Origin of the sequence: Ferrimonas sp. SCSIO 43195 (genome assembly GCF_023716685.1) — a bacterium.
GTDB lineage: Bacteria > Pseudomonadota > Gammaproteobacteria > Enterobacterales > Shewanellaceae > Ferrimonas > Ferrimonas kyonanensis.
Window position 1 is genome coordinate 3,078,500 of sequence record NZ_CP072679.1, and the last position, 24,572, is coordinate 3,103,071.

Annotated in this window: 24 protein-coding genes; 12 read left to right on the top strand and 12 right to left on the bottom strand. The window is 58.2% G+C overall.

Annotation, left to right across the window (positions count from 1 at the left end):
• The first annotated feature begins 39 nt into the window (after positions 1 to 39).
• Positions 40 to 1,047: an HAD family phosphatase gene (locus J8Z22_RS14280; RefSeq protein ID WP_252006886.1), complete on the top strand. Its 1,008-nt coding sequence runs from the start codon at positions 40 to 42 to the stop codon at positions 1,045 to 1,047.
• A 32-nt stretch (positions 1,048 to 1,079) separates the two neighbouring features.
• On the opposite strand, the gene J8Z22_RS14285 is transcribed toward J8Z22_RS14280, so the two are convergent.
• Both J8Z22_RS14285 and J8Z22_RS14290 read right to left on the bottom strand, forming a co-directional pair.
• Entirely contained in the window at positions 1,080 to 1,961 is an 882-nt protein-coding gene (locus J8Z22_RS14285) for an alpha/beta fold hydrolase (RefSeq protein ID WP_028113228.1), read from the bottom strand.
• A gap of 249 nt (positions 1,962 to 2,210) precedes the next feature.
• On the bottom strand, positions 2,211 to 2,924 hold the full coding sequence (locus J8Z22_RS14290) for a creatininase family protein (RefSeq protein ID WP_252006887.1): 714 nt from the start codon (positions 2,922 to 2,924) through the stop codon (positions 2,211 to 2,213).
• 263 nt (positions 2,925 to 3,187) lie between these two features.
• Between J8Z22_RS14290 and J8Z22_RS14295 the strand changes: the two genes are divergently transcribed.
• The 6 genes from J8Z22_RS14295 (at position 3,188) to J8Z22_RS14320 (ending at position 10,368) form a co-directional block, all read left to right on the top strand.
• Entirely contained in the window at positions 3,188 to 3,433 is a 246-nt protein-coding gene (locus J8Z22_RS14295) for a hypothetical protein (RefSeq protein ID WP_028113230.1), read from the top strand.
• A gap of 780 nt (positions 3,434 to 4,213) precedes the next feature.
• Positions 4,214 to 5,650, top strand: coding sequence for a formate transporter FocA (gene focA / locus J8Z22_RS14300; RefSeq protein WP_169629254.1), 1,437 nt, complete (start codon positions 4,214 to 4,216; stop codon positions 5,648 to 5,650).
• A gap of 197 nt (positions 5,651 to 5,847) precedes the next feature.
• On the top strand, positions 5,848 to 7,017 hold the full coding sequence (locus J8Z22_RS14305) for a glycosyltransferase family 4 protein (protein ID WP_051252691.1): 1,170 nt from the start codon (positions 5,848 to 5,850) through the stop codon (positions 7,015 to 7,017).
• Between the two features lie 115 nt (positions 7,018 to 7,132).
• Positions 7,133 to 8,062: an NAD(P)-dependent oxidoreductase gene (locus tag J8Z22_RS14310; RefSeq protein ID WP_028113231.1), complete on the top strand. Its 930-nt coding sequence runs from the start codon at positions 7,133 to 7,135 to the stop codon at positions 8,060 to 8,062.
• 10 nt (positions 8,063 to 8,072) lie between these two features.
• A complete protein-coding gene (locus tag J8Z22_RS14315; RefSeq protein ID WP_252006888.1) occupies positions 8,073 to 9,194 on the top strand; it encodes a DegT/DnrJ/EryC1/StrS aminotransferase family protein in 1,122 nt (373 codons plus the stop codon).
• 73 nt (positions 9,195 to 9,267) lie between these two features.
• Entirely contained in the window at positions 9,268 to 10,368 is a 1,101-nt protein-coding gene (locus J8Z22_RS14320; protein WP_252006889.1) for an NAD(P)/FAD-dependent oxidoreductase, read from the top strand.
• Here the strand turns inward: J8Z22_RS14320 and J8Z22_RS14325 are convergent.
• The 4 genes from J8Z22_RS14325 to J8Z22_RS14340 all read right to left on the bottom strand — a co-directional run bounded on the left by J8Z22_RS14325 (position 10,365) and on the right by J8Z22_RS14340 (position 12,333).
• A complete protein-coding gene (locus J8Z22_RS14325; protein WP_156897017.1) occupies positions 10,365 to 10,952 on the bottom strand; it encodes a hypothetical protein in 588 nt (195 codons plus the stop codon). The genes J8Z22_RS14320 and J8Z22_RS14325 overlap by 4 nt on opposite strands.
• Before the next feature lie 215 nt (positions 10,953 to 11,167).
• Positions 11,168 to 11,539: a hypothetical protein gene (locus tag J8Z22_RS14330; protein WP_252006890.1), complete on the bottom strand. Its 372-nt coding sequence runs from the start codon at positions 11,537 to 11,539 to the stop codon at positions 11,168 to 11,170.
• Between the two features lie 27 nt (positions 11,540 to 11,566).
• Entirely contained in the window at positions 11,567 to 11,959 is a 393-nt protein-coding gene (locus J8Z22_RS14335; protein ID WP_252006891.1) for a DUF805 domain-containing protein, read from the bottom strand.
• Between the two features lie 62 nt (positions 11,960 to 12,021).
• Positions 12,022 to 12,333, bottom strand: coding sequence for a hypothetical protein (locus J8Z22_RS14340; RefSeq protein ID WP_028113237.1), 312 nt, complete (start codon positions 12,331 to 12,333; stop codon positions 12,022 to 12,024).
• Positions 12,334 to 12,690: 357 nt separating this feature from the next.
• On the opposite strand from J8Z22_RS14340, the gene J8Z22_RS14345 reads away from it, so the two are divergent.
• Positions 12,691 to 12,990: a hypothetical protein gene (locus J8Z22_RS14345; RefSeq protein ID WP_252006892.1), complete on the top strand. Its 300-nt coding sequence runs from the start codon at positions 12,691 to 12,693 to the stop codon at positions 12,988 to 12,990.
• A 48-nt stretch (positions 12,991 to 13,038) separates the two neighbouring features.
• Here the strand turns inward: J8Z22_RS14345 and hrpA are convergent, their stop codons facing one another.
• Complete coding sequence (hrpA, locus tag J8Z22_RS14350; protein ID WP_252006893.1) at positions 13,039 to 16,914, bottom strand: ATP-dependent RNA helicase HrpA; 3,876 nt, start codon at positions 16,912 to 16,914, stop codon at positions 13,039 to 13,041.
• A 181-nt stretch (positions 16,915 to 17,095) separates the two neighbouring features.
• Between hrpA and J8Z22_RS14355 the strand changes: the two genes are divergently transcribed.
• The 3 genes from J8Z22_RS14355 to J8Z22_RS14365 all read left to right on the top strand — a co-directional run bounded on the left by J8Z22_RS14355 (position 17,096) and on the right by J8Z22_RS14365 (position 18,394).
• Entirely contained in the window at positions 17,096 to 17,479 is a 384-nt protein-coding gene (locus J8Z22_RS14355; RefSeq protein ID WP_252006894.1) for a DUF1294 domain-containing protein, read from the top strand.
• A gap of 72 nt (positions 17,480 to 17,551) precedes the next feature.
• A complete protein-coding gene (locus J8Z22_RS14360) occupies positions 17,552 to 17,860 on the top strand; it encodes a hypothetical protein (RefSeq protein ID WP_028113240.1) in 309 nt (102 codons plus the stop codon).
• Between the two features lie 99 nt (positions 17,861 to 17,959).
• Positions 17,960 to 18,394 (top strand): copper resistance protein NlpE, encoded by a 435-nt coding sequence (locus J8Z22_RS14365; RefSeq protein ID WP_211227291.1) that lies wholly within the window; start codon positions 17,960 to 17,962, stop codon positions 18,392 to 18,394.
• Positions 18,395 to 18,469: 75 nt separating this feature from the next.
• On the opposite strand, the gene J8Z22_RS14370 is transcribed toward J8Z22_RS14365, so the two are convergent.
• The 4 genes from J8Z22_RS14370 to J8Z22_RS14385 form a co-directional block, all read right to left on the bottom strand.
• Entirely contained in the window at positions 18,470 to 19,138 is a 669-nt protein-coding gene (locus J8Z22_RS14370; RefSeq protein WP_156897018.1) for an OmpA family protein, read from the bottom strand.
• A 185-nt stretch (positions 19,139 to 19,323) separates the two neighbouring features.
• On the bottom strand, positions 19,324 to 21,027 hold the full coding sequence (gene ggt / locus J8Z22_RS14375; RefSeq protein ID WP_252006895.1) for a gamma-glutamyltransferase: 1,704 nt from the start codon (positions 21,025 to 21,027) through the stop codon (positions 19,324 to 19,326).
• A 174-nt stretch (positions 21,028 to 21,201) separates the two neighbouring features.
• The gene (locus tag J8Z22_RS14380) at positions 21,202 to 21,618 is read right to left on the bottom strand and encodes a CBS domain-containing protein (protein WP_028113244.1); all 417 of its coding nucleotides are present in this window, start codon (positions 21,616 to 21,618) and stop codon (positions 21,202 to 21,204) included.
• A 398-nt stretch (positions 21,619 to 22,016) separates the two neighbouring features.
• Positions 22,017 to 22,862, bottom strand: coding sequence for a LysR family transcriptional regulator (locus J8Z22_RS14385; protein ID WP_252006896.1), 846 nt, complete (start codon positions 22,860 to 22,862; stop codon positions 22,017 to 22,019).
• A 111-nt stretch (positions 22,863 to 22,973) separates the two neighbouring features.
• On the opposite strand from J8Z22_RS14385, the gene J8Z22_RS14390 reads away from it, so the two are divergent.
• On the top strand, positions 22,974 to 23,339 hold the full coding sequence (locus J8Z22_RS14390) for a nuclear transport factor 2 family protein (RefSeq protein ID WP_252006897.1): 366 nt from the start codon (positions 22,974 to 22,976) through the stop codon (positions 23,337 to 23,339).
• A 33-nt stretch (positions 23,340 to 23,372) separates the two neighbouring features.
• On the opposite strand, the gene J8Z22_RS14395 is transcribed toward J8Z22_RS14390, so the two are convergent.
• On the bottom strand, positions 23,373 to 24,392 hold the full coding sequence (locus J8Z22_RS14395; RefSeq protein ID WP_252006898.1) for an isoaspartyl peptidase/L-asparaginase family protein: 1,020 nt from the start codon (positions 24,390 to 24,392) through the stop codon (positions 23,373 to 23,375).
• Between the last annotated feature and the right edge of the window lie 180 nt (positions 24,393 to 24,572).

Consider the following 24,572-nt stretch of genomic DNA (forward strand, 5'->3'; position numbering starts at 1 on the left):
TGATCCTGGGGCCAGATGAACAGGTAACAAGGAATTTTCATGACGCTTCGATTACGGTCCCACTTGCTTCGCCCCATGGGTGCCACACTCAGCCTGGGGCTGTGCCTGGCCACAGCACAGGCCAGCACCGATCCACTGCCTTCCTGGCACAACGGTTCCAGCAAGGCCGCCATCATCGCGTACGTCGATACCGTCACCACTGACACTAACCCGGCATTCATCCCAGAGGCCGATCGCATCGCGGTGTTCGACAACGATGGCACCCTGTGGAGCGAACAGCCTCTCTATAACCAATTGGCGTTTGCCATTGACCGCATTCATCAGATGGCCCCCGAACACCCGCAATGGAAGCAGACTCAGCCCTTTAAAGCCGTGCTGGAAAATGACATGGCCACCGCCCTCAAAGGCGGCGAACGGGCGTTACTCGACCTGGTGATGGCCACCCACGCCGGCATCAGCACCGCCGAGTTTGCCGCCCTGGTTCAGCAGTGGATCGACACCGCCACCCATCCCCAAACCGGTCGTAAGTACACCCAGATGGTGTATCAGCCGATGCTGGAGCTACTGGATTATCTGCAGGCACACGGCTTCACCAACTACATCGTTTCCGGTGGCGGCATCGACTTTATGCGCCCCTGGAGTGAAGCGGTGTACGGCCTACCGCCGCAACAGGTTATCGGCTCCAGCCTGGCGGTACGCTATGAGGTGATTGATGGTGTCCCCACCCTGATGCGTGATGCCGAGATTCACTTCATCGACGATAAGGCCACCAAGCCGGTGGCCATCCACTATCACATCGGCAAACGCCCGGTGTTCGCCTTTGGCAACTCCGATGGCGACAGGCAGATGCTGCAGTGGACCAAAGCCAGCCCTTACCTCAGCTTTGCCGGCCTGGTGCACCATACCGACGACAAACGGGAATGGGCCTACGACCGTCACTCCACCATCGGCAAACTCGACAAAGCCATGGACCAGGCGAAGTCCGACGGCTGGACACTGGTGGACATGAAACAGGAGTGGCGTCAGATCTTCCCTGACATTGACTGACGGTGAGTCAAACAAGCGCCATGGCCACCCATTTAACCGCACAGGCGGCGGCTGTGGGAATTCAGCTGCAGCTCAGGCAACAGGGTGGATGCCCACAGGCTAGTCAGAAAGCGGGGCCGGAAAAAGCCCATGTGGCCGACCGTACGGCCGTCACAATCCTCGCGGCTAAGGTGGTACATGGTGACCTGAGTGCCGGTAAAAAACCCATGCAGCGAGTCGATATTGGTGCGGGACAACAACTCGTCATCCTCAAAGCTAATGGCGGTTACCGGGCAGGCCAATGCCGCAAATCCGGCCTTGATCGGCTCGCCTTCGACCCCGACCGCATAGCGCGGGTGCAGACACCAGCGACGCCACTGGCGCATCACCGCTCCGGGCAGGTCTCCCACCATCTTCAGCCGGCCACCGGGAAAATACCCCAGAACCGCGGTGGTCAAGGGAGCCAATACGTACCACAACAACCAGACCCGACGTTTCAGCGACGGGGCATTGTCGAGCCAATAACCACTGCCACAGGCAATGGTGACCACCTTAGACAACAGCCGGGCATTGGGAATCATCCCCAGCAGCTGTCCGCCTAAGCTGTGGCCAATCCAATACAGAGGGTGGGTGCTGTCGTGGCGGTAGGCCGCATTGATGACCGCGGCACAATCGAAACGGGCCCAATCCATCAGATCGACGCCACAGCGGCTCAAAGGCCCCTGCCAGGAGCGGCCGCAACCGTAATAATCAAAGGTAATAACCCGGTAGCCCTGCTCCGCCAACCAGCGGGCCAGCGGCTGATAGAAGTCCTGTTCTACCCCCATGGCCGCGGCCAGAATCACCGTCGCCACCGGTTCGTGTGCCGGGCTGTACCAGGTGGTGACGATCTCGTAACCGCCCCCGGTCATTAATGGCTGCAACTCCTTTTGCATGCCGACTCCTTGCTGTGGTTAAAAACGCCTCAAACTGCCCTAAAATCGGGCACACAGTGGCACAGGCGGGTCTCTATTGGACGAATACGGAGCCGGCACCGGTCAATGCCGGTTTACCGAAATGGCGGGACAACATCGCTAACCATCGGCACTCCGTTGCCTGCGTTAACGCGGTCTAATATACGCACTCGTGCTGGCGGGGGCAAAGACTAAAACCCCTTAGTAACCAATACACTGGCATTCATCGACTTATGGCAGGCTCAGAAAGTGCTGCAGATCCCCGGCGACCACATTGGCGATCGCTTGCAGAAACGCCTCCCCCTTGGCGGCGCTGGCCTTGGAAGGAAAACCGATAATGCCCGACTCAGTATAGCCTTTCATGCCGGTAAGCGTCAGCAACGGCCGTTCATCGTGCTGATGATCCTGCATCCGTTCAGGGCGCAGATATTCGGGTGCCACCGCCATTAAAATCGAGGTTTCAAATTCGCCGCCGTGCATATCCTGATGCAAATCGGTTTCGATGCCGGCGATCCTGGCCGCCTGTTGATGATGCTGACGGGCGGGCAGCAGCAACACCTCGGCCGCCTTCACGTTCTGCTGCTGGGCAAAACTGTTGACCACGTAGTTCCCGCCATGACCGTTCACTATCACCAGCTTGCGGCAATCAGAGTGCTTCAGCGCCGCCAGGGTATCGGACAGTATCGATAGCAACGTGGTTGCCGACACCCAGGCGGTGCCGTAGAAGCCCGCGTGTTCATGGGAGCAGGATACCGTTACCGGTGACAGCATTGCCCCGCCATGAGCCTGAGCAATTCGGTGACCGACGGCGCAGGCGATCAGCGTATCGGTCACCATCGGCAGATGGGCCCCATGCTGTTCGAAAGCGCCCACGGGCAAGACCCAAAACTCCGGCTGCTGATGTTGCAGTTCCGGGGAACTGACGTTCGGCAATACCCAATCCATGTTGGTCACTCCTGCGGGCAAATCACGATCATAGCCTGTCCCAACTCTTGCCGCTGTGGCCAAAGTCGACTCATGAAGACAACAGCGCGTCGCAGTGCTAAAAAATAGTCGCTTTAATTACAGTGACTCCAATCACTCCCCTTCAGCGGCGCCTCTCAAGGCAGAATTTTGTTGCTAGGCTTTGCAGGCGAAAGGCTTCGCAGCGGAGCTGGAAGCAATCACTCACACCCTTTTCACCCTTTATCGTCCTCAAGGAGGCGAGTATGGCTTATGTCAGCATTAATGGGGTTCAGTATGAAAAAGAGTTGCTGGATATGGCACAGGCTCACACCACAGGTGTCGGCGAAGGTCGCCTGTCCAAAGGAGAGGTGATGGATTTGATCAACTCCGCCAGGGATGGCCACCGAATTACCGACACCGAACTGAGAACCCTGCACTACATTCGCGACAACTTCGATTTTACTGATGCTGCCGCCAACATTTTTGATGATGAAGTCGGAAAATTCTGATTGCCGTTCGAGGGGGAGGCCACGCCTCCCTCAGCCTTCTTTGATCCCGCTCACGATCGCAGTGACGATCAAAAACGAAAGTTATCAACCAATCAAAATCAAATATGCAAATTAATTGAAGATCGCTTATCAATTTTTTTGATAATTGATTTTGCCTGCTCATCACCTTAATCCGCAGCCACTTTTTGCCTTCGACGACATTCAACCCGGATTGACGACTGACTCACCTTTTAGACTCGGCCATCGCAGTAACTCAGGAACCAAAACCTATCGGTGATGGGCTTTCATTGCGGCAACCACCCCAAAAGCATGACCAAGATCACCCTTCAAAACAACCAAAAATCATCATTAAAATAGTCACTGTAAGCAACATTCATCAAAAAAGTCGATCACCTAAGTGGATGCCGAGCCGATTATGATCAACCTCTCAATCTGCCGAGATCCCGGCTGATTACCTACTCCCTACTCACTAATTGAGTGTAAAACCCAAATAACACAATAGTTAGCGAACAAATCCGGCCCTCACCCGCCGCAACACCCTGATGGTACTGACATCCACAATCCATCTGCACACCAAGATGACGACGTGAATTGGTAACAATCCAACGCCCTTTCAATCATTTTTATTTATTAATACACAATGATAAATCAATTTTTATTTGCCTCGGGGCGATCATAACGTGAATGGGAAATCACAACGACACACCCAAGAGTGACCCATAGGAGAAAACCAATGATAAATGCGACCCCAATCACACCAAAGCCGTATAAGGGATGCAGATGCTGACCGCGGTACCCAGTTCCCCACAACGGGATGCCTTGCTCAGCGGTGCCGAACAATTCGGCCACAGCAAGTTGGGGAAATCCGCCAGCCGAGTGTTTGCCCTGGCCGTTATGGCCGGGTTGTACATCGGTATCGCTTTCACCTTCTACATCACCGTTGTTACCGGCTCCAGCGGCATGCCCTGGGGACTAAGCCGACTGCTGGGCGGCTTGGTGTTCAGCCTGGGTCTGATTCTGGTGGTGGTCTGTGGCGCGGAGCTGTTTACCAGCACGGTGCTAACCATCATCCCTTGGGCCAACGGCCAGATCAGCGGCCGACGCTTGCTTAGCCATTGGGGACGGGTGTTTGCCGGCAACCTGACGGGAGCCCTGCTGTTGGTGGCACTGCTGGTTACGGCAGATCAGGCCAGTCAGTTTGGCGGCCAGTGGGGCCTGCAGGTCATGAGCGTTGCCCAGCACAAGCTGGAGCACAGCTTCTGGCAAGCAGTTGCGCTGGGCGTACTGTGTAACCTACTGGTATGTCTTGGGATCTGGATGAGCTTCAGCACCAAGGATCCGGTGGGAAAATCCCTGCTGCTGATTCTGCCGGTGGCGATGTTTGTCAGTACCGGGTTTGAACACAGCATTGCCAATCTGTTTCTGGTACCGCTGGGGATTGCCATCCACAGCCTTGCGGATGCCGCGTTCTGGGCCAACTTAGGGGTCAATGCCGATCAGTTCGCTGATCTGACCGTCAGCCACTTTCTCATTAACAATCTGATGCCGGTCACCCTCGGCAACATCATCGGCGGCGGCGTCTTCGTCGGCCTGGCCCATTGGTGGATCCATGGCCGCCACACCCCCGCTTCTGACACCGACACTCATTCGAATTCTGAATCCAAAGGAAACCACACCATGACTTACACCACCACCCCACTGACCGCCGCCGATCTGTGTGATCACCAGCCACTGACGCTGACCCCCACCACCAACGTCGCCGAAGCCAGCCAGGCTCTGCTGCGCCAAGGCCGCGCCGCGGCTCTGGTGCTGGACGGCGACCGTCCCGTGGCCATCGTCGATGACCAGGATCTGCTGCGAGCGTTTTACCTGTCTGAATTTGAAGATACCCAACTGATGGAGATCGCCAAGGTCATGCAGCCTTTGACCTTCTCCTGCAGCGCCGATGAACCACTGACCAAGCTGGCCTGCCGCTTGGCGGTGGATGAGGACAAACTCTACCCGGTCAGCTCCAGCGGGTATCTCACCAGTTTCAATGTGGAAAACATTGAGCAACGCGCCATGAACGCCGTCCCCAGAGCGAATGCCCTGGTGGTGGTGATGGATGGCAAAAGAGTGGTCGGAGTGATCGACCGTCGAAAAGTACTGGCTGCCCTTGCCGGCGAGCTTCAGGCAATGCAAGCCCCTGATATGCGAGGTGAAGCAAATGTAGCTTAAGCCAATAACGTTAGCCAGCGGTACGTCGCACCCCGCTGGCTAACGGAATTATCCGTCCCGGTTTGGCGCATCTGTTCTATCTTTTGAAGGTGCTCATATCAATGCGGTTATCGCCGATGCATTGATTTTGCCATTTTTTATAGGGACTCAGTATCGGCCAGGATGGGCTTTCACTGTGTGACTTCAGGGCCGCTCCTATGCACCAGCCAACGCTCAAGGTGGCGCACATCGTTCGTCAGTTTCATCCCGGCGTCGGTGGGCTTGAAAAGTTCGTCATGTCCCTAGTGCAAGCGCAGCGCCAGGCGGGTGTCAATGCCCGGGTCATCTCCCTGAACCGTCTGTTTCATCAACACCATGCTCCCTCTCTGCCGCAAAATGAGATCATCGAAGGCATCGAGGTGAAACGCATCGGATACCAGGGCAGTTACAAATACCCCATCGCTCCCGGGGTCCTGTTTGCCATCAAAGACGCCGACATCGTTCACGTGCACGGCATCGACTTCTTCTTCGATTACCTGTCTGCCACCCGTTGGTTTCACCATAAGCCCATGGTAGTCAGCACCCATGGCGGCTTTTTCCACACTCAATTTGCCGCCCGGCTAAAGCGGTTGTATTTTCGCACCATCAGTCGCTGGGCAATGCGAGGCTATGGGCGGGTACTGGCCATCAGCAACGGCGACTTCAGCACCTTCAGGAAAATCTGCGAGCCGGAGCGACTGCTGCTGGTGGAAAACGGCGTCGACATCGACAAGTTTGCCAATGCGGCGGCCCCCAGCCTGACTCGAAACCTGCTGTTTATCGGCCGCTTCTCAGACAACAAACGACTGGATCGGCTGTTGGATACCTTTGCCCGCCTGTGTCAGTACCACGACGACTATCACCTGGACATTGCCGGCCGCGACTGGGACCACAACCTAGGCCGAATGCGCCGGCAGATCTCGGCCCTGGGTCTGCAACAAAGTGTCAAGATTCATATCGGCCTGAGCGATCAGGGCATGACCGAACTGATGCAGCACAACAGCTTTATTACCAGCGCCTCTGAATACGAAGGCTTTGGCCAGACGCTGGTGGAAGGGATGGCCGCCGGGCTGATCCCCATCGCCTCTGACATCGACAGTTTTAAGCGGGTGGTCGACAAAGCCGGCCTGGGCCTGATTCTGGATTTCAGCCGCAGCGACAGCGCCCAGCGCATTCACCAGTTTATTGACCAGTGCCTGGCGCAACCGACCTCCCCCAGACAGGAGGCGATTCAGGCGGCGCAGCAATTTTCATTCACCCAATGCAGCAACACCATCATTCGAGTGTATCTGGACCTGATCAATCGACATGACATGCCAATGAATAACAACATACTGAATAAAAATTAGGCCGTCGATCTTCACGGCCCTCCACAGGATGTGTACGCGAGTTCTCCGGCGGCGGATGGCTATCCGTCACCGCCGGTGAGCGCAGACTCAACAGCGAACACCTAAGGAGCACACCATGCCACAGCACGTGCTGGTGACCGGCGGCGCAGGCTACATCGGTTCCATTTTGGTTCCCAAGTTACTGGCCCGGGGCGACACCGTCACCGTTATCGACTCCCTGATGTGGGGCATCGGTCCCATGCTGTCATTCCTGGGGCACCCCAACCTCAGCGTCGACTACAACGATGCCCGCAAGGAATCCAACCTTCGCCAGCACCTGAAGCGGGCAGACACCGTCATCAACCTGGCCGCCATTGTGGGCTACCCCGCTTGCCAGCATCACCCGACCACCGCCAAAGAAACCAACATCGGTGTGGTGGCCAGCCTGGCCCGGCACATGAGTCCCTCTCAGCAATTGATTCAGGCCTCCACCGGTTCCACCTATGGCGCGGTTGAGGAGCTGTGCACCGAAGACACCCCCATTAACCCCCTGACGTTGTACGGGGAAACCAAGGCGGAAGCGGAAAAATACGTGCTGGATGCCCAGGGCGTTCCACTGCGATTCGCCACCGTGTTTGGGGTGTCGCCACGAATGCGGCTGGATCTGCTGGTCAACGACATCGTGCACCAGGTGGTGCATAACCGCACCTTTGTTATGTATGAAGGCCACGCCCGGCGTACCTTCCTGCACAGCACCGATGCCGCCAACAGCATCCTGTTCAGCATCGACCATTACGATCAGATGAAAGGCCGGCCTTATAACGTCGGCGATGAGTCTCTCAACTTCACCAAGCTGGAGATCGCCCAGATGGTGAAGCAGCAGTTCGACTACTATCTGCATCAGGCGGAATTTGGCGAAGATCTGGATAAACGAGACTACGCCGTCAGTTACCAGCGCATTCGCTCTCTGGGTTACCGCGCCAGTGTCAGCATGGAGCACGGCATCGCCGAACTGCTGAAGGCCTGCCCGCTGATCAAACCCTTCTCCATCTATCGAAACTTTTAAGGAGCCGCCCATGATGCAGGACGACATTCCCTGGTCCCGACCCGAGGTCGGCGATGATGAACTCAATGCCATTGCCGCCGCTTTTAAGGATGACTGGCTCACCATGGGCCCGAGAGTCGCTCGCTTTGAGCAGGCCATGGCGCAGCGAATGCAGGTAGAGCACGCCGTTGCCGTTTCCAGTGGTTCGGTCGCCCTGGATATCGCCCTGAAGGTGCTGGGAGTCGGTCCCGGGGACGAAGTCATCGTCCCCGCCATCACCTACTTTGCCACCGCCGCCGCGGTCTCCCGAGTCGGTGCCACGGCGGTGTTTGTCGACGTCGACAGTCGCAACCTGAATCTCAACCCTCAGTTGATTCTGGAGGCGGTCTCACCACGCACCAAAGGACTGGTGTACATCGACTATGGCGGCTTACCCGCAGACAGCCAGCGGCTCATCGAGCTGGCAGACCAGCTGGGACTGTTTGCGCTGCAGGACGCAGCCCATTCCCTTGGCGGCCGCTACCAGTCTGCGCCTCTGGGCAGTCAGGCCAGCATCAGTACCATGAGTTTTCACATGGCCAAGACCATGACCACCATCGAAGGGGGCATGATTTTCGCCCACAATCAGGCCGATGCCGATGCCATGAGGGTGTATCGCAACCAGGGCGAGTCCGGTAAATACCTGCACGCCAGGCTGGGATACAACGCCAGAATGAACGACATCATGGCGGCAGTAGGCTTAAGCCAGCTCGGAAAACTGGATCGTTTTCTGGAAGGGCGCCGCCGAGTGGCCGACGCCTACCAACGCCACTTTGATGCCGCCGGCATCGACACCCTCGCCAATCCGATTGCCAATAGTGACGCCGCCCACTTTCTGTACACCATACTGATCGACGATCGGGATCAAGTGGCTCAGGAGTTGAAGCACCAAGGCATCGATACCCGAATCTGTTACCCCATGCCGCTGTACCGCCAGGAGGTGTATGCCAACGGGCACGCTCCCTGTCGGGCCCTGCCCTGCCCGGTGTCCGAGGCCGTGTCGCAGCGGGTACTGAATCTGCCGCTGTTTCCCTCCATGAGCCAGGCCCAGATCGATCGGGTGGTGCAGGCGGTGGAGCGGCAGCACCGGCAGCGGCTGGTCAGTGGCTTGTAGCCAGTCTGGACTGGGCTGACCGGGGTAAAGCCAGTATGCTGAAGTCAGGCAACGAACAACGGGTGGGGTCACTATGGAGCGACTCGATACTCTGGTGGTGGGCGCCGGAGTCGTGGGGCTGGCCATAGCCCGTCGACTGGCGAAGGCAGGCCACCGGGTCACGATTCTTGAACAAGAGGGAGCCATTGGCACCGGCATCAGTTCGCGCAACAGCGAGGTAATTCATGCCGGCTTATACAACCCCAGTCACTGGCTAAAAACCCGCCTCTGTATTCGAGGCCGTCAGCTGCTGTATCGCTATCTGGAGCAAAGAGGGCTGCCACACCGACGCTGCGGCAAACTGGTGGTGGCAACCACCCCGCAGCAAGTGCCGCAATTGCAAGCATTGCTCGAGCTGGGGCAGGCCAACGGCGTGAGCGATCTGCGCCTGCTCAGTGCCGGTGAGACCGGTACACTTGAGCCGGCACTGCGCTGTCATGGTGCCCTGCTCAGTCCCTCCACCGGCATCCTCGATGCCCACCAGTTCATGTTGGCGTTACTGGCCGATGCCGAAGCCAGCGGTTGTGATCTGGCGTTGCAACAGGGAATGGCGTCGGCCCGGGCCCTGCAACACGGCTTTGAGGTGACTCTCAATGACGGCTACCGGGTAGGTTGCCAGACTCTGGTTCTGGCCACCGGGCTCAATGGCATCCGTGCCCTGCGCAGCGTCTCCGGTATCCGCCAGCCCCAGGTGAGAACCGCCTTTGCCAAGGGCAACTACTACCGACTCAGCGCCGCGTCTCCGTTTCGGCGCTTAATCTACCCTCTGCCCGAACCCGGCGGACTGGGTATCCACCTGACTCTGGATCTGGACGGCCATGCCCGCTTCGGCCCCAATGTGGAGTGGTGCCAGTCACCGCAGTCCATGCAGGCCAGTTCCGGTCTGGCGAACGCGTTTTGTGAGGCGATTCGAGCGTATTGGCCGGATGCCGATGCCACACTATTGCAGCCCGACTACGCCGGCATTCGGCCAAAGTTAAGTGGTCCGGGAGAGCCGGCGCAGGATTTTGCTTTCTGGGGGCCCACTCAGGTGGGCGGCGCCAACCTGGTGGCTTTGGGCGGGATCGAATCGCCGGGACTCACCAGCGCCCTGGCCATCGCCGAGCACGTTCAGGCGCTGCTGACGCCCGCCTAAACCAAAGAGCAGATCAGCCGAAACTGGTAATAGCCGTCGGCTTTGCCCAGGTACGCCAGTTTGGCGCGCTCGCCATCGGACTCAAAGATCGCCTCGTCGCCCACTTCAAAGTTGGCCCGGCGGCCTGCCAGGCTGGTGGTGATGCGGGAACCAAACTCGCTGGTCACCGAAAAGGTAACGTCGTCCCCGCACAGGGAGGCGGCCTTTTTCTGCGGCAGGATAAAGTCGGGAAAACTGTTGATTTGGGCCAAACGCTCTTTTTCCGCCAGCCACAGAAAGTTGCTCTCAATGGCATTGGAGAAATAACTGACCTGGTTCAGGTTGGCACTCAACCGGTTGCCCAGAACGGTAATGTTATCGACCACAGACGACAGTTCCGGCGTGTTCTCCTGCAGCCGAGCCAGTTTGTCTAACTCTTTGAGTAGGGCCTGCTGATCGGACTCCACATTGCTGGAGACTTTACGCACCTCAGAGTTGATGAGGTCCACCGGTTGACTGTTGATGTAGCTCGATACCTCTGCGGCACTGATCCCCAGCATCACTCCGGCCAACACCATTATCGTCCCGTTAAACGCCCGATTCATTACTGCTCTCCCTGTCGTCATACTTCAGTTCATCCTTGAACTGCGGTGGCCGTCACCGTCAGATTGGGTCGGGTTCCGGTCGATGGTTGGCTGCAGATCCTCTGCGGCCAACATCATTGTGTCATAGCTGCGACTGACAACAAGGTCAAACGACGCAGAGTATCCGATGTACTACAGGATAACGGGCAAGATTCCGCCGCTTCTCCCCTTTATTATCAGTCAAATACCCTGGGGCAGGCACCATAGTCATTAAAAGCCGGATCCCAGCGACGCACGTCGTTGGCGCGCCGCCAGCGGCTGTGGAAGAACTCCATCAGGCAAACGCCCGAATCCAGCTGCACCAGAAAGGTGTCGTGCTCCTGAACCTGGTCATAGGGCGGATAGTCGCGACTCGATGGCCAGTGGACACTGCCCAGGGCTGCGGCTTCGTGGTCCCAGAAGGCCTCGACGCTGTCCCAACGGCTGAGGGAATGATTCCAGACCTGCCACTGCGCCTGCTCCACCTTGATTTGACCATGATGATCGCCCGGCTGGGCCTGTGCCAGGGTGCACCAGCACCCAAGAAGAATGATCAGCAACCGTTTCATTGGCTTCTCCTCTCTGTCGCGACCAAACTAGAACGCCTGGGCCTGGTCGGCCGAATCGGACTGACGGGGATCGCCACCATACTCATTGGCGCCGTGCTGGCCACTGAGCGCCATAAACACCAGCAGGACGATCACACCGACAATGGGAATCAACAGCAGCAGTAACCACCAGCCACTGCGATCGGTATCGTGAAGGCGACGAACCGCCACCGCCAGACTGGGGATCAGCACCGCCAGGGAATACAATGCCCCTAGCAGGCCGGTGCCCGTTTCCGGATCAAAGGTGCCCATGCTGGTGTCCACCAAGGCCAGTGCAATGGCAATGAGCACATTGAACAGCACAAAAAACCAGTACTCGCGACGACGAGCCCGGCCTCTAAATACCGCGTACTTTTTCAGAACAGTCAGATACCAATTCATCTCAATTCCCTTTAATACCCTCACCCGGGTGCGGCCCGGGGCCGTCAACCAACGCCTTGACGTCAACGCTGACGCCAGAACCGGTCGCCCGGTTGCCAAGGCGTCGGCTCCAACGCTTTCAGCAGTCCGCCACAGCCGCGAAACAACGGCAACCGGCGCCAGTCTGACACGCCATTGGGCGTCTGGCTGTCAAACCAGCGCCCGGCAAAATGCACAAAGGCGTGCGGAACCAAGCGTCGTATGTAAAAGATCTGGGCCGACGGACATTGCTGGTTCACCAGCTGGGCCCAATCAAAACATCGTCCCCGATTAATGGCATCCGGTGTGATACGCCAGCGGCGGCACACCCTTCCGGTAACCCCTTCAAAGGCCATCCTGGCCCTCCTTGGTGCTTCACTACACAGGTCGTATAAATTTGCACCACCTCGAGGCCAAGGTCAATCTCCTTAAGCCCTATCAATGACCTAGGCGGAAACCCTGCCGAAGGAGGCCATTTTGGCCTCCAACTTAAGGGCTCCTTAAGCTGTGATTACGTCAAAATTTTATTCATCACTGATACAAAAGCTTAGGCCGTTATTCGACCAAAGCCAGTTTCAACGGCCGAGCAAGGCCGGTCAAATTTTCTACACTAGGAGCTCATCTAAAGGAATAGACCCCGCTCGGTACGCAAAGGGGAGCGAATACGTCGTCGAGCAAGGAATGCGCTGTGTTACTCCGACAAGGACAGCAGCATGAACAGACTCAAGTACGCCGCCGACTGCATGAAACTGGCAGCCGACCATCAGGGATTGGGTAACCACTCTGAAGCCGGGTTCTGGCTGAAGGTGTCTATCATGATTCGAAAAGGGGAAGTGAATACGGTGGAGCAGCTGGATCAGCTTTCTGAGGCCATCAACAAGCTGCAACAGCCTGCGACCATCTGCGGTCCGGTCACCCGCGCCGCCGATCAGGCCGCTAGCGTCACCCCCACCACTACGCTGGTGTACCTGGCCCGGTTTAAACGCCGCAATCAGCGCCGACTGCAGGCCTGATGCCCGCGAAAAGCAAAACGCGCACCGACCTCGGTGCGCGTTTTCTTATCAGCCCTGGCCGGCTTCCTTAATCGCCATGGTGATGCGTTTGTCGGATATGGGGTATTTGGTTCCCAGGGTCTGGGCAAAACAGGAGATGCGATACTCCTCAATCATCCAGCGGATCTCCGCCAACTGCGCCGAAGGTGCCACCCCTTTGGGCAATTTATTCAGCGCCGCCTGATAACTCTCCTGCGCCTTCTGGATCTTGATCAGGTGCAACCGATCCCGGTTGGGATCCACCGGCAGTTTCTCCAGCCGACGTTCAACCCCTTTCAGGTAGCGGGCCAGATCATCCAGCCGTTGCCAGCCGGTATCCCGAACAAAGCCCTTATACACCAAGGCATCCAATTGCGCCTGAATGTCGGACATAGCAAAGGCGGTTTGCAGATCCAGTTTCCCTTTCAGGCGTTTTTTGATCTGATGACTCAGGGTCATCACCTGCTCCACCTTGATGGCGATGGCCACCACGGCGTCACCCAACTCACCCCGAACCTGTTCCTTAAGTCGCTCGAACTCGGCAGCCTCACGAACGTCGGTGCCATGCTGGTCAATCAACTGGTCCAGACCACACTGAATGCAGTCGTCGATCAGCAGGTCCACCTTGCCAAAGGGATTAAAGTACATCGCCAGCTTGGCTTTGTTGGGCAGTGATTTTTGCAGATACTTGACCGGGTTGGGCACGTTGATCAAGAGCAAACGCCGTAAGCCGGCCCGATTGGTATCGGCGGCCCGCTGCGGATCGTCGAATAACTTGATGGCCACCGACTCGCCGCTGTCCACCAGCGCCGGGTAGGCCTTGACCTTGTAGTTACCCTGGGTGCGTTGATAGCTTTGTGGCAACCGGCCGAAACTCCACTGGGTCAGACCATCGGACTCGATGCCTTTGTCAGCCACCTTGGCAATGGCGGTCTGCACCTTGCCTTGCAACTGATGCTTGAGATCGTGCAGATCTCGGCCCTGGGCCAGCAGTTTGCCTTTGTGATCCTCGACTTTGAAGTTCATTTGCAGATGAGGCGCCAGAGCGGTGAGATCGAAGTCCTCCGGACTGATGCGGGTACCGCTCATGCGCAGCAACTGTTTGCAGACGGCCTCCAGCAGTGGCTGCTCAAACGGCGTCATCGCCTGCAGCACCGCATCGGCGTAGTTGGGGGCCGGCACAAAATTCCGCCGCAGCGCCTTAGGCAGACTCTTGATCAACCCCACCAGTTTGTCGTGTCGCAGCCCCGGCACCAGGTAGTCAAACCCTTCCGCCTGAATCTGGTTGAGCAATGCCAGCGGCACATGCACCGAGACCCCGTCATCGACCTCGCCGGGCTCAAACGCATAGCTCAGCGGCAACTGCACCCCATTCTGGGTCCAGTGATCGGGGAAATCCAGCTTGCCGACGTGATCGGCGTCGCGCTGCATCAGCAGGGCTTTGGAGAAGTTGAGTCGATCGGCATCTTGGCGGCTGGCTTTACTCCACCAGCCTTTGAACAGCTGCCGAGTGTAAATGCCCTCGGGAATCCGCTCCTCATAGAACGCCTGCAGGGTGGCGTCATCGGCCAGAATGTCGCGGCGTCGGGATTTGTGCTCCAGATCCTCCACTTCGGTGATCAACGCCAGGTTGTCGGTCAGGAAACGTTCGACACTGCCGAGCTCGCCACCGACCAACGCCTGCTGGATAAAGATGGTTCGCGACTCCACCGGATCGATGGGACCGTATTGCAGCTTGCGTTTGGGCACCACGATGACCCCAAACAACGACACCTGCTCATAAGCCATCACCGACCCGGGTTTCTGCTCCCAATGGGGCTCGGAGTAGCTGCGTTTCAGCAGGTTCTCGGCCAGCGGCTCCACCCAAAGCGGGTCGATCTTGGCCACCATGCGGGCAAACAGGCGGCTGGTTTCCACCAACTCGGCCGCCATCACCCACTTAGGCGGCTTCTTGGCCAGAGATGAACCGGGGAAGATGTGGAAGCTGCTGTTGCGGGCCCCCTTGAAGTGTCCTTCCGGATCCTTGCTGCCGATGTGAGACAACAACCCCGCCAGCAAGGACTTGTGTACCGCCTCGTAGCCGGCCCGTTCACCGACACTGAGGCTCAACCCCAGATCCGACAATGAATGTCGCAGCTGGCTGTAGAGATCCTGCCATTCGCGAATCCGCAGGTAGTTCAAAAAGTCGCTGCGGCACTGGCGCCGGAACTGGTTGGTCGACAACTCCGCCCGCTGCTCCTTCAGGTAATCCCACAGGTTAAGCAGGGCGGTAAAATCGGATTCTTTATCGGCAAAGCGGCGGTGCTTTTCATCCGCCTGCTGCTGCTTGTCCATGGGCCGCTCACGCGGATCCTGAATGGACAGGGCGCTGGCGATCACCATCACCTCATGGACACAGCCGTTGGGCTGGGCCGCCAGGATCATTCGTGCCAGACGCGGATCGATGGGCAATCGCGCCAGTTGTCGGCCCTGCTTGGTCATTCTGGGCTGCCGCGCTTTCAGCTCGATGGCTCCGAGTTCCTCCAGCAAGCGCACACCGTCGTTGATGTGACGGCTGTCCGGCGGTTGCACAAACGGGAAGGCGCTGATGTCTCCCAGCCCCAACGCCAGCATCTGCAGGATCACCGACCCCAGGTTGGTGCGCAGAATCTCCGGATCGGTAAACTCGCTGCGATTGGTGAAATCCTCCTCAGAATAGAGGCGGATGCAGATCCCTTCCGATACCCGGCCACAACGACCGGCACGCTGATTGGCGCTGGCCTGGGAGATGGCCTCGATAGGCAGGCGCTGCACCTTGGTGCGGTAACTGTAGCGGCTGATGCGGGCGGTACCGGGGTCAATGACGTATTTGATCCCCGGAACCGTCAACGAGGTCTCGGCCACGTTAGTGGACAGCACGATGCGTCGGCCGGTATGGGAAGCGAAGATTCTCGCCTGCTCCGCATGAGACAAGCGGGCAAACAGCGGCAGAATCTCGGTATCCCGCAGGTTGCGACGTCGCAGCGCATCGGCGGTGTCACGAATCTCACGTTCACCGTTCATGAAAATCAGGATGTCACCCAGGCCTTCCCGACACAGCTCGTCCACCGCCAGGAAGATCCCCTCCAGTTGGTCGAGATCCCGCTCCTCATCACGAGCCAGCGGCCGGTAACGCATCTCCACCGGGTAGGTGCGGCCGGAGACTTCGATCACCGGCGCCTTGTCGAAGTGGTTGGAGAAGCGATCGACGTCGATGGTGGCCGAGGTGATGATCACCTTAAGATCCGGGCGCTGCGGCAGCAGTTGCTTCAGGTAACCGAGAATAAAGTCGATGTTGAGGCTGCGTTCGTGGGCCTCATCGATGATCAGGGTGTCGTATTGATCCAGGCGGCGGTCATGCTGAATCTCCGCCAGCAGGATACCGTCGGTCATCAGCTTGACGTAGCTGTCGTCGGAGGTTTGATCGGCAAACCGAACCTTAAAACCGACGTGCTTGCCCAGCGGGCTGTTCAGTTCATCGGCGATGCGACTGGATACCGCCCGCGCCGCCAGGCGCCGAGGCTGAGTATGGCCAATCAGGCCACGGGTGCCCCGCCCCAGTTCCATGCAGATTTTGGGTAACTGGGTGGTCTTACCGGAGCCGGTCTCGCCGGCCACAATCACCACCTGGTGGCTGGCAATGGCCGCCGCAATTTCATCCCGTTTGTCGCTGACCGGCAAATTGGGGTAATCGATGTTCGGCAGGTTGCTGCGCCGCTTCGCCACCTTTTCCTGACTGGTTTGACACAGGGTCTGCAACTGGGTCTGAATCGACTCCCGCTTGCCCGGGTCTTTGATTTTTTTCATGCCACTGAGTCGACGCCGAATGGTGGCGGCATCGCGTTGCAGGCACTGTGCTAACTGATCAGGGGAGAACGGGTTACTCAAGTTGGGCGTCCGATGGCTTAATGGAATCGAAGGATTTTAGCAGCTTGGCGGCCGCTTCTGAATCTTTGATGCTTGGCAAATGCCATGGTCGAATAAGTTTTGTGCGGCCAGGGCCGGCGGACTTGGCAGCGCGAGGGCCGTCGGTTAGGGTGAGACATTCGCTGACTGACGATCGATAACCATGCCCCTGGGACTGCTTTTCACCCTGGCTCTGCTGCCCTTGTTGTTGCTCGGCCCGCTGCTGAGCCGCTGGCCACAACTGCTGCTATTCTGGCTCGGTGCCAGCCTGGTTGCCTTTTTGGCCTACGCCATCGATAAACGTCGAGCCCGGCTCGGCCAATGGCGGATTCCAGAAAAGTGGCTGCAGTTACTGGCCGCCGTCGGCGGCTGGTCTGGCGCCCTGCTGGGACAACAATATTGTCGCCATAAAACCCGCAAACTCAGGTTTCAGATTCCGTTCTGGATCATCGGCCTGGTCCAGTGGCTACTGATGGCGGACTGGGGCTGGCTCGGCGGGATCTACAGCCAACGACTGTGGCAAACTGTGATCTCATGGGGTCTTTGATTCATTGCGCAGTTGAAATGCGTCCCACCTTTGCATAGGGTACGGCATAACCAAAGTGAATAGAGAAAAGGCATGACCAATATCGAAGAGCTGATGCGCGATCCCGACAACCGCGCCGCCGCTTCAAAAACCACCCGCCGCTCCATGTTTGTGTTTATTGCCACCTTGCTGGTGATGCTGTACTTCTCCGGCACCACCTCAGGTATTATCGGTGGCGTGCTGTTTCTGGCCATTGGTCTGTTTCTGATCCCCCTGAGCATCGCCGTGCCTTCGTTCATGCTGCAGCGCCAGCGCCCCAAGCTAAAGTGGCTGTTCATGGCTCTGGATGTGATAGCTACCGTGGTGGTGACCCGGGCCCTGTACCTGGGCATCTTTGGCTGACCGCGAGCGGTGCCGCGGCACCGCCCACTTCCGGCTTGATCATTTCACTGATTTAACGCACCTTAAACACAGACTTTCGTGACCATTAAGGATGCGCTGGTGAAACTCCAACTGATTGGCCTGACCCTGCTGGCCCTGCTGATGGGCTGTCAGGCGACCCCAGGTGACAGCCACGACGAGGCGACCGTGCTCGCCGACACCGCCCACAACGCTCGCAATGCTCTGGACTGGCCAGGCACCTACGTCGGCACCCTGCCCTGCGCCGATTGCGATGGCGTTGACACCGAACTGACCCTGAACCCCGACGGCAGCTACCACCTGCAACAGCACTTCCTCGGCCGGCGCAGCAAAGGCAGCCGCTACTCCGGAAAGTTCCAGTGGAACCCCGCCGGCAATCGCGTGACCCTGTTTCGGGATGGCGCGGCACCGGCGCACTATTTCGTGGCTGAGAATCGGATCCTCAGGCTGGACAACCAGGCCAAGCGCATCGAAGGACCCAACGCAGACCAATACGTGCTGCAAAAGCGCCCCTGACGGCCCGGGCGCAAGACCTGCACCTAAAAAAACAGCCCGGCAAGCCGGGCTGTTTTGAGTTTTACTGGCCCGCAATTAGCGAACGATGGGATCCAGGGTCAACTCCACTCGGCGGTTTTTAGCCCGCCCGGCTTTGTTGATGTTGTCGGCAATGGGGCGTGACTCGCCGTAACCGATGGCTGCCACCCGCTGGTAAGGGATCTGCTGGTTAACCAGGTAATGTGCCACGCTGCGAGCCCGGCGGTCGGACAGCGCCTGGTTGTAGGCCGCCTCACCAATGCTGTCAGTATGGCCAGCCACGGTCACCAGGGTATTTTCAAACTCCTTCAACACCAAGGCCACCGAGTTCAGAGTCGGGTAAAACTGACTCTTTACCTGATCCTGGTTGGTATCAAAGGTGACGTTGCCAGGCATGTTGAGAATGATCTGGTCACCGACGCGAGTGACGCTGACACCGGTTCCTTCCAATTGCTGACGCAATTTCATCTCCTGCTGGTCCATGTAGTAACCCACAGAGCCTCCGGCCAGTCCGCCGATGCCGGCGCCAATCAACGCTCCTTTACCACGATCGCTCTTGCTGGATACCGCCGCGCCGATAATGGCCCCGGTGATGACACCAATGCCGGTTCCTACGGTGGCATTGGAGGTTTTTTGTTCACGGGTGTAGGGATCCGTGGTGGCGCAGCCACTCAGCCCCAGAATGACGGCAAGACTCAAGCTCGCCATGCGTAATGATCGGTTCATCGTTGTTTCCCCAATAACAATTCAACTGCTTTCACCAGGCACAGTGGCCATCTGGCGAAATGAATCTGCCTTAGTTCTGTGTGTTTTCCATCCACAGTTAAGGCCGGACCAAAGTCACTGTGGGCCAGTATACCAACTCAGGTCCACCGCTGTCTGACTGGAATTCGCCCCCCCTGGCCAAAGGGTTAATAACCCGCCGCCTGACCGTCTTTGCGGCTCTCGGAGGCCCCCACGTAACTGCCGTTATCCGCATCCCACATGATGGCCTGATAACCGCCATAACTGCCTGAGTTTTCTTGCAATCGGTGGCCGCGCTGCACCAATTCACGCCGAGTGTCGGCCGAGAAGCCGTTCTCCAGTGACACGCTGCCACCGTCGCTCATGATCTCGCCCGTCGGCTGACTGGAGCCGGTATGCAGAATCCGTGGCGCGTCTCCGGCTTCCTGCAGGTTCATGCCAAAGTCGATGAGATTGATCAGAATCTGAGCGTGAGCCTGAGGCTGGGTGGCACCACCCATAACGCCGAAACTGAGCCAGGGCTTGCCCGCCTTGGTCACAAAGGCGGGAATGATGGTATGAAACGGCCGCTTGCCTGGCGCATAACTGTTGGCCTGCCCCGGAGTCAGGTTAAACAGCTCGCCCCGATCCTGAAGCACAAACCCCAGCCCCTCGGGGGTCATGCCCGACCCCATGCCGCGGTAATTGCTCTGAATCAGAGACACCATGTTGCCGTGGCGATCGGCGGTGGTCAGATAGATGGTATCGCCATGGTTCAGGGCCGGATTACCCGGGTCCACCGATTTGGCGGCCCGCTTGGGATCAATCTGTTGCCGCCGCTCTCGAGCGTAAGACTCCGACAACAGCTCGGACACCGGCACCTCGGCAAACGCCATGTCGGCGTAGAACTTGGCCCGATCGGCAAAGGCCAGTTTCTTGGCCTCGACAAAGGTGTGCACATAGTCGGCGCTGTCTCGGCCCATGGCCGCCAAGTCATAGCCCTCAAGCATTTTCAGAATCTGCTGCGCCGCAATCCCCTGCCCATTGGGTGGCAACTCCCACAGCTCATAGCCGCGGTAGCTCACCTTGACCGGGGTCACCCATTCACTGCGATGACTGGCCAGATCCTCATAACTGAGAAAGCCGCCATTGTCCTTCATGTAGGCGTCGATGCGCCGGGCAATCTCCCCCTTGTAGAAACCATCCCGGCCGTCACGAGCCAGAATTTTGTAGCTATAGGCCAGGTCCGGGTTGCGGAAAATCTCCCCTTTGGCCGGCATGCTGCCATCGGCCATGAAGGTCTGTTTAAACCCCGGGTACTGACCAAGCTTCGACGCACTGCGCTCGAGGTAATAGGCAATCAGCTCGGTCACCGGAAATCCCTGCTCGGCATAATGAATCGCCGGTGCCAACAGGGTCGCCATGGGCAGCTTGCCAAATTTACCGTGCAGCTCGAACCAGCCATCCACGGCGCCGGGTACCGACACCGGCAACGGCCCGTAAGCGGGAATCCGGCTTAGCCCTCGCCGTTCAAACTCCTTCAGCGTCAGGCTGCGGGGGCTGCGCCCGGAACCATTGAGCCCATAGAGCTGCTGACTGTCCGCATCCCAGACGATGGCAAACAGATCGCCGCCGATGCCACTGCCGGTAGGCTCAACCAGCCCCAGCATGGCATTGGCGGCAATGGCGGCATCCACTGCGGTACCGCCTTGTTTCAAGATGTCCAGAGCCACCTGGGTGGCCAGAGGCTGGCTGGTGGCGGCCATGCCGTTTTGCGCCAGTACCTCTGAGCGGGAGGCAAAATGATGCCCGGTCACCCGATCGAAGCCATAGCCGGAAGGCACCAGCAGGGAACCGAGCACTAAACTAACGGTTGCGAGGGTCTTTTTCATTGTCCTTATTGCTCCTCAAAATGGACCCGTGGAGCACACAGGCTAACACTGCGATAAGGTGAGAAAACATCGGCAGGAGCAACATAAGTATGCATAACTGTTACAAAGCGTTACGCATTTATTGCCAAGGTGACTAACCTGATGCGCCGGCTGCCTGAACAGCCGGCATTTGAATTATACGGCGTTCCTGAAGCAGGATTTCAGGTGGCCGCTGATGGCGGTCAGCACTCGGGAACGATCAATGATGCCCACCACCTTACCCTCGTCGACGACAGGATAGATTTTCGGCTTTTGACCCAGCATGATTTCCGCCAGCCCCAGTACCGAATCTTCCGGGCTCACCGACAGCACCTCATCACGCATGCAATCGGCCACCGTGGCAGTAATGTCGCAGTGGTAACTGCTTTTCAACAGCACCGACAGGCAGTCCTGCTCAGACACAAACCCCACCAATTTGTGGTTACCGTCCACCACAGGAGCGCCGGGCTGACGCGCCTCCAGCAACGTGTCCACCGCTACCGACAGTGACATCTCCGGTGTCAGCCAGACCGGATGCCGTTCCATGTAATCTTTCACTTTGACCGATTCCATCATATCCCCTTGAGTGTGGTGACTTTCTGTAACCATAGCGCTTACATGCGGGTTTTGCCTCAGGGAGAAAAAAGATTCGCCCAATCTGAATGTACGATTAGATTGCCGACGGCTCAGGAGGCTCTCCCCTGCTGCTGTCGAGCCTTGCTCGGGCAGGGTCCAAACCCGCCACTTTGATCACATTCCTCAAAAACCCAACAGCGCCACTGTGCGTTGACACACCCATTCGCATTGAGGCTGTTAACGCGATTGTTACCTTTGGCCATCCAATAACGACGCACGGCACCAAGCCGCTACGACTGGGAGAGAATGATGGCTCCCTTCATACCGAGAAACACCCTAGCCGGCGTTTTCAGCGCCGAGCGACCTTGCTGGTTGATTCGCAGCAGACACTTAAGCTAACTACTGCCCGCATTGAGCTTTGCCGCAACCGCCTCGGTCACCGCCCGCACCAGAGCTGGTGGCTGTTGATAGCCGTGCACCGCGAACACGCCCACAGGCTCGGTGGTGTAGCCCGGCAGCAGGGGAATCAAACTGGCTTGTCGCTGCATCAGAAAGGTGGGCACCCGGGCAACCCCAAGTCCGGCGCTCGCCAGGGCTAGGACACTGGGCAGATCCTTGGCGCGCACGCTGGGGGTAAAGCACAGTTGCTTGTGCTCTCCTTTAGGGCCAATCAGGTGACACACCACCTGACTGGCCTCCCAACCGTTGGCCACATAGTGATCCTGACGCACGCAGTCCTGGGCCATCACCAGGGTTTCGCGAAATTGGCCGATGCGCCTCTGCTTCAGACTGCTGCTGGGCATCTTGCCGACCCGGAAGGCCAGATCCACCCCTTCAGACACCAGGTCGACTTGCGTGTCCTCGGTCACCAGCTCGGGTTCAATGGCGGGATGGGCGATCACCAAAGCGGCCAATGCCGCAGCAACGGGCTCCATCAGGGCATGGGGCAGACTGATGCGAATGGGGCCCGCCAGGGTACCGCTGCTCTCCCTGGCCCGATCCCAGGCCAGAGACACTCGGTCACCGATGTCACAACATTGGCGGTAGAACTCCCGGCCTGTGGGGGTGAGCACCTGGGAGCGGGTGGTACGTTGCAACAACTGGGTGCCCAGGGCCCCCTCCAGAGATTTCAGGTGCTGGCTGAGCACCGATTTGGACAGCCCCAATGCCTCAGAGGCCGAAGTGAAGGAGCCTTTGTCCACCAGGGTGCGGAACAGCATCATCTGTCGCAAGTGATCCATTGCCACTGCCTTTGTTTAATTTAATTAAACAATATGTTCTCCTTTGCCCTGTTTTTCAAACTTAATTGTCATCCTATTCTGGCCTCAGTTGAAACCGATAAGGAACACCCGATGAGCCATGATGTGATTGATGCCGTGAAACAGGCCAGTGAGCGATGGAAGGCCGCTTTTAACCGCGGCGACGCCACAGGCTGTGCCGCCCAGTATGAACCGGACGCGGTGATGCACGCCCGCCCCTTCGGCACCTTCGAAGGGCGCGACGCCATCGAAGGATTCTGGCGCCAACTGATCGCCGACGGCTTTGCCGAGGTGGAGTACATCGAGCCTCAGTTGACCCAGGTGGATGAAAACAGCGCCCTACTCACCTCTGGCTGGAGCATGAATAACGCCAAAGGAGTGATTCACCGTGAACTGTGGGTGCTGGGTAGCGACGGAAAGGCACGGCTGCGCGAAGACGACTTCGAAGCCCTGGCCTAAAAAGTGAGGCCGGTGTATCACCGGCCTCCACGGTTATTCGTCCCAGATCTTCACCGACACCTGGCCGTCGGTGCCGACGCTGGCGCGGTACATGCCACCGGTGTTGTAGGGCATGGCGATGTTGCCCTTGGTGTCCACCACGATCACGCCACCGGTTCCTCCGGCTGGCAACAGCACCTCATCGATCACCGTTCGCGACGCCGTATCGATGCTGACCCCCTGATACTTGACCCGGGCACAGATGTCGGCAGCGACGTTGTAGCGAATAAAATACTCGCCATGGCCAGTGGCAGACACCGCACAACTGCGGTTGTCGGCGTAGGTACCGGCGCCAATCACTGGCGAGTCGCCGATGCGGCCCCAGCGCTTGGCGGTCATGCCGCCGGTGGAGGTGGCCGCCGCCAGGTTGCCTTGCTGATCCAGCGCGACCGCGCCGACGGTGCCGTACTTATAGCGGTCATCGAGCCGATCGACTGCCGCTTTGTAGTCTTTGGTGTGGCGCTGGTTATCCATGATCTTCTCTTTGGCGCGCAGCAACCCCTGGTAACGGCCCTGAGTATCAAAATAGTGATTGGGCACCAACTCCAGCCCCTGCTCCAGGGCAAACTCCACCGCGCCGGCGCCGGAAAGCATGACGTGGGGCGAATCGGTCATCACCCGGCGCGCCAATTCAATCGGGCTCTTGACCTGGCGTACGCCGGCCACGGCGCCCGCTTCCAGGGTTCGGCCATCCATGATAGAAGCATCCAGTTCGTGCGCTCCCTCATAGGTATACACCGCGCCCACACCGGCGTTGAACAATGGGCTGGCTTCGAGAACCTGCACCGCGCGCTGCACCGCATCCAGGCTGCTGCTGCCCTGCTCGAGCAATGCATGACCGGCCGACACGGCCTCCGCCAGCTTTTCCCGCACCTGGCGCTCGGTCTCAGCCGACATCCTGTCCGGATTGATGGTCCCTGCCCCGCCATGAATGGCGATGGCAATGGGCTGGCCCGCCAAGGCGCCCCAACTGACAGCGGCTGTCAATGTTATGATTCTGGTTAGTGTTTTCATCCCTTACTCAACCCCGGCATTGCCCTAAAAACCCCTACCTTAACATGCCAGTGCATCGACAACCGATCCCTACGCCAACGAGTGCAATGGCCATGCCCTAACCACAAACTGACGGCAACGCAAGCATCGACGGCGTTTGCCACTGGCGCCCATTGGCCCAATGCGGGTATCATGGCTTTT

What these genes read in the sequence shown, in the direction of transcription:
- J8Z22_RS14290 (WP_252006887.1), bottom strand. Translation starts at nt 2,924, where the DNA reads ATGGATTGGGTATTGCCGAACGTCAGTTCCCCGGAACTGCAACATCAG.
- J8Z22_RS14310 (WP_028113231.1), top strand. Translation starts at nt 7,133, where the DNA reads ATGCCACAGCACGTGCTGGTGACCGGCGGCGCAGGCTACATCGGTTCC.
- ggt (WP_252006895.1), bottom strand. Translation starts at nt 21,027, where the DNA reads ATGAAAAAGACCCTCGCAACCGTTAGTTTAGTGCTCGGTTCCCTGCTG.
- J8Z22_RS14355 (WP_252006894.1), top strand. Translation starts at nt 17,096, where the DNA reads ATGCCCCTGGGACTGCTTTTCACCCTGGCTCTGCTGCCCTTGTTGTTG.
- J8Z22_RS14380 (WP_028113244.1), bottom strand. Translation starts at nt 21,618, where the DNA reads ATGGAATCGGTCAAAGTGAAAGATTACATGGAACGGCATCCGGTCTGG.
- J8Z22_RS14315 (WP_252006888.1), top strand. Translation starts at nt 8,073, where the DNA reads ATGATGCAGGACGACATTCCCTGGTCCCGACCCGAGGTCGGCGATGAT.
- J8Z22_RS14390 (WP_252006897.1), top strand. Translation starts at nt 22,974, where the DNA reads ATGAGCCATGATGTGATTGATGCCGTGAAACAGGCCAGTGAGCGATGG.
- J8Z22_RS14340 (WP_028113237.1), bottom strand. Translation starts at nt 12,333, where the DNA reads ATGGCCTTTGAAGGGGTTACCGGAAGGGTGTGCCGCCGCTGGCGTATC.
- J8Z22_RS14360 (WP_028113240.1), top strand. Translation starts at nt 17,552, where the DNA reads ATGACCAATATCGAAGAGCTGATGCGCGATCCCGACAACCGCGCCGCC.
- focA (WP_169629254.1), top strand. Translation starts at nt 4,214, where the DNA reads ATGCTGACCGCGGTACCCAGTTCCCCACAACGGGATGCCTTGCTCAGC.
- J8Z22_RS14295 (WP_028113230.1), top strand. Translation starts at nt 3,188, where the DNA reads ATGGCTTATGTCAGCATTAATGGGGTTCAGTATGAAAAAGAGTTGCTG.
- J8Z22_RS14385 (WP_252006896.1), bottom strand. Translation starts at nt 22,862, where the DNA reads ATGGATCACTTGCGACAGATGATGCTGTTCCGCACCCTGGTGGACAAA.
- J8Z22_RS14395 (WP_252006898.1), bottom strand. Translation starts at nt 24,392, where the DNA reads ATGAAAACACTAACCAGAATCATAACATTGACAGCCGCTGTCAGTTGG.
- J8Z22_RS14320 (WP_252006889.1), top strand. Translation starts at nt 9,268, where the DNA reads ATGGAGCGACTCGATACTCTGGTGGTGGGCGCCGGAGTCGTGGGGCTG.
- J8Z22_RS14335 (WP_252006891.1), bottom strand. Translation starts at nt 11,959, where the DNA reads ATGAATTGGTATCTGACTGTTCTGAAAAAGTACGCGGTATTTAGAGGC.
- J8Z22_RS14280 (WP_252006886.1), top strand. Translation starts at nt 40, where the DNA reads ATGACGCTTCGATTACGGTCCCACTTGCTTCGCCCCATGGGTGCCACA.
- J8Z22_RS14285 (WP_028113228.1), bottom strand. Translation starts at nt 1,961, where the DNA reads ATGCAAAAGGAGTTGCAGCCATTAATGACCGGGGGCGGTTACGAGATC.
- J8Z22_RS14305 (WP_051252691.1), top strand. Translation starts at nt 5,848, where the DNA reads ATGCACCAGCCAACGCTCAAGGTGGCGCACATCGTTCGTCAGTTTCAT.
- J8Z22_RS14330 (WP_252006890.1), bottom strand. Translation starts at nt 11,539, where the DNA reads ATGAAACGGTTGCTGATCATTCTTCTTGGGTGCTGGTGCACCCTGGCA.
- J8Z22_RS14345 (WP_252006892.1), top strand. Translation starts at nt 12,691, where the DNA reads ATGAACAGACTCAAGTACGCCGCCGACTGCATGAAACTGGCAGCCGAC.
- J8Z22_RS14370 (WP_156897018.1), bottom strand. Translation starts at nt 19,138, where the DNA reads ATGAACCGATCATTACGCATGGCGAGCTTGAGTCTTGCCGTCATTCTG.
- J8Z22_RS14325 (WP_156897017.1), bottom strand. Translation starts at nt 10,952, where the DNA reads ATGAATCGGGCGTTTAACGGGACGATAATGGTGTTGGCCGGAGTGATG.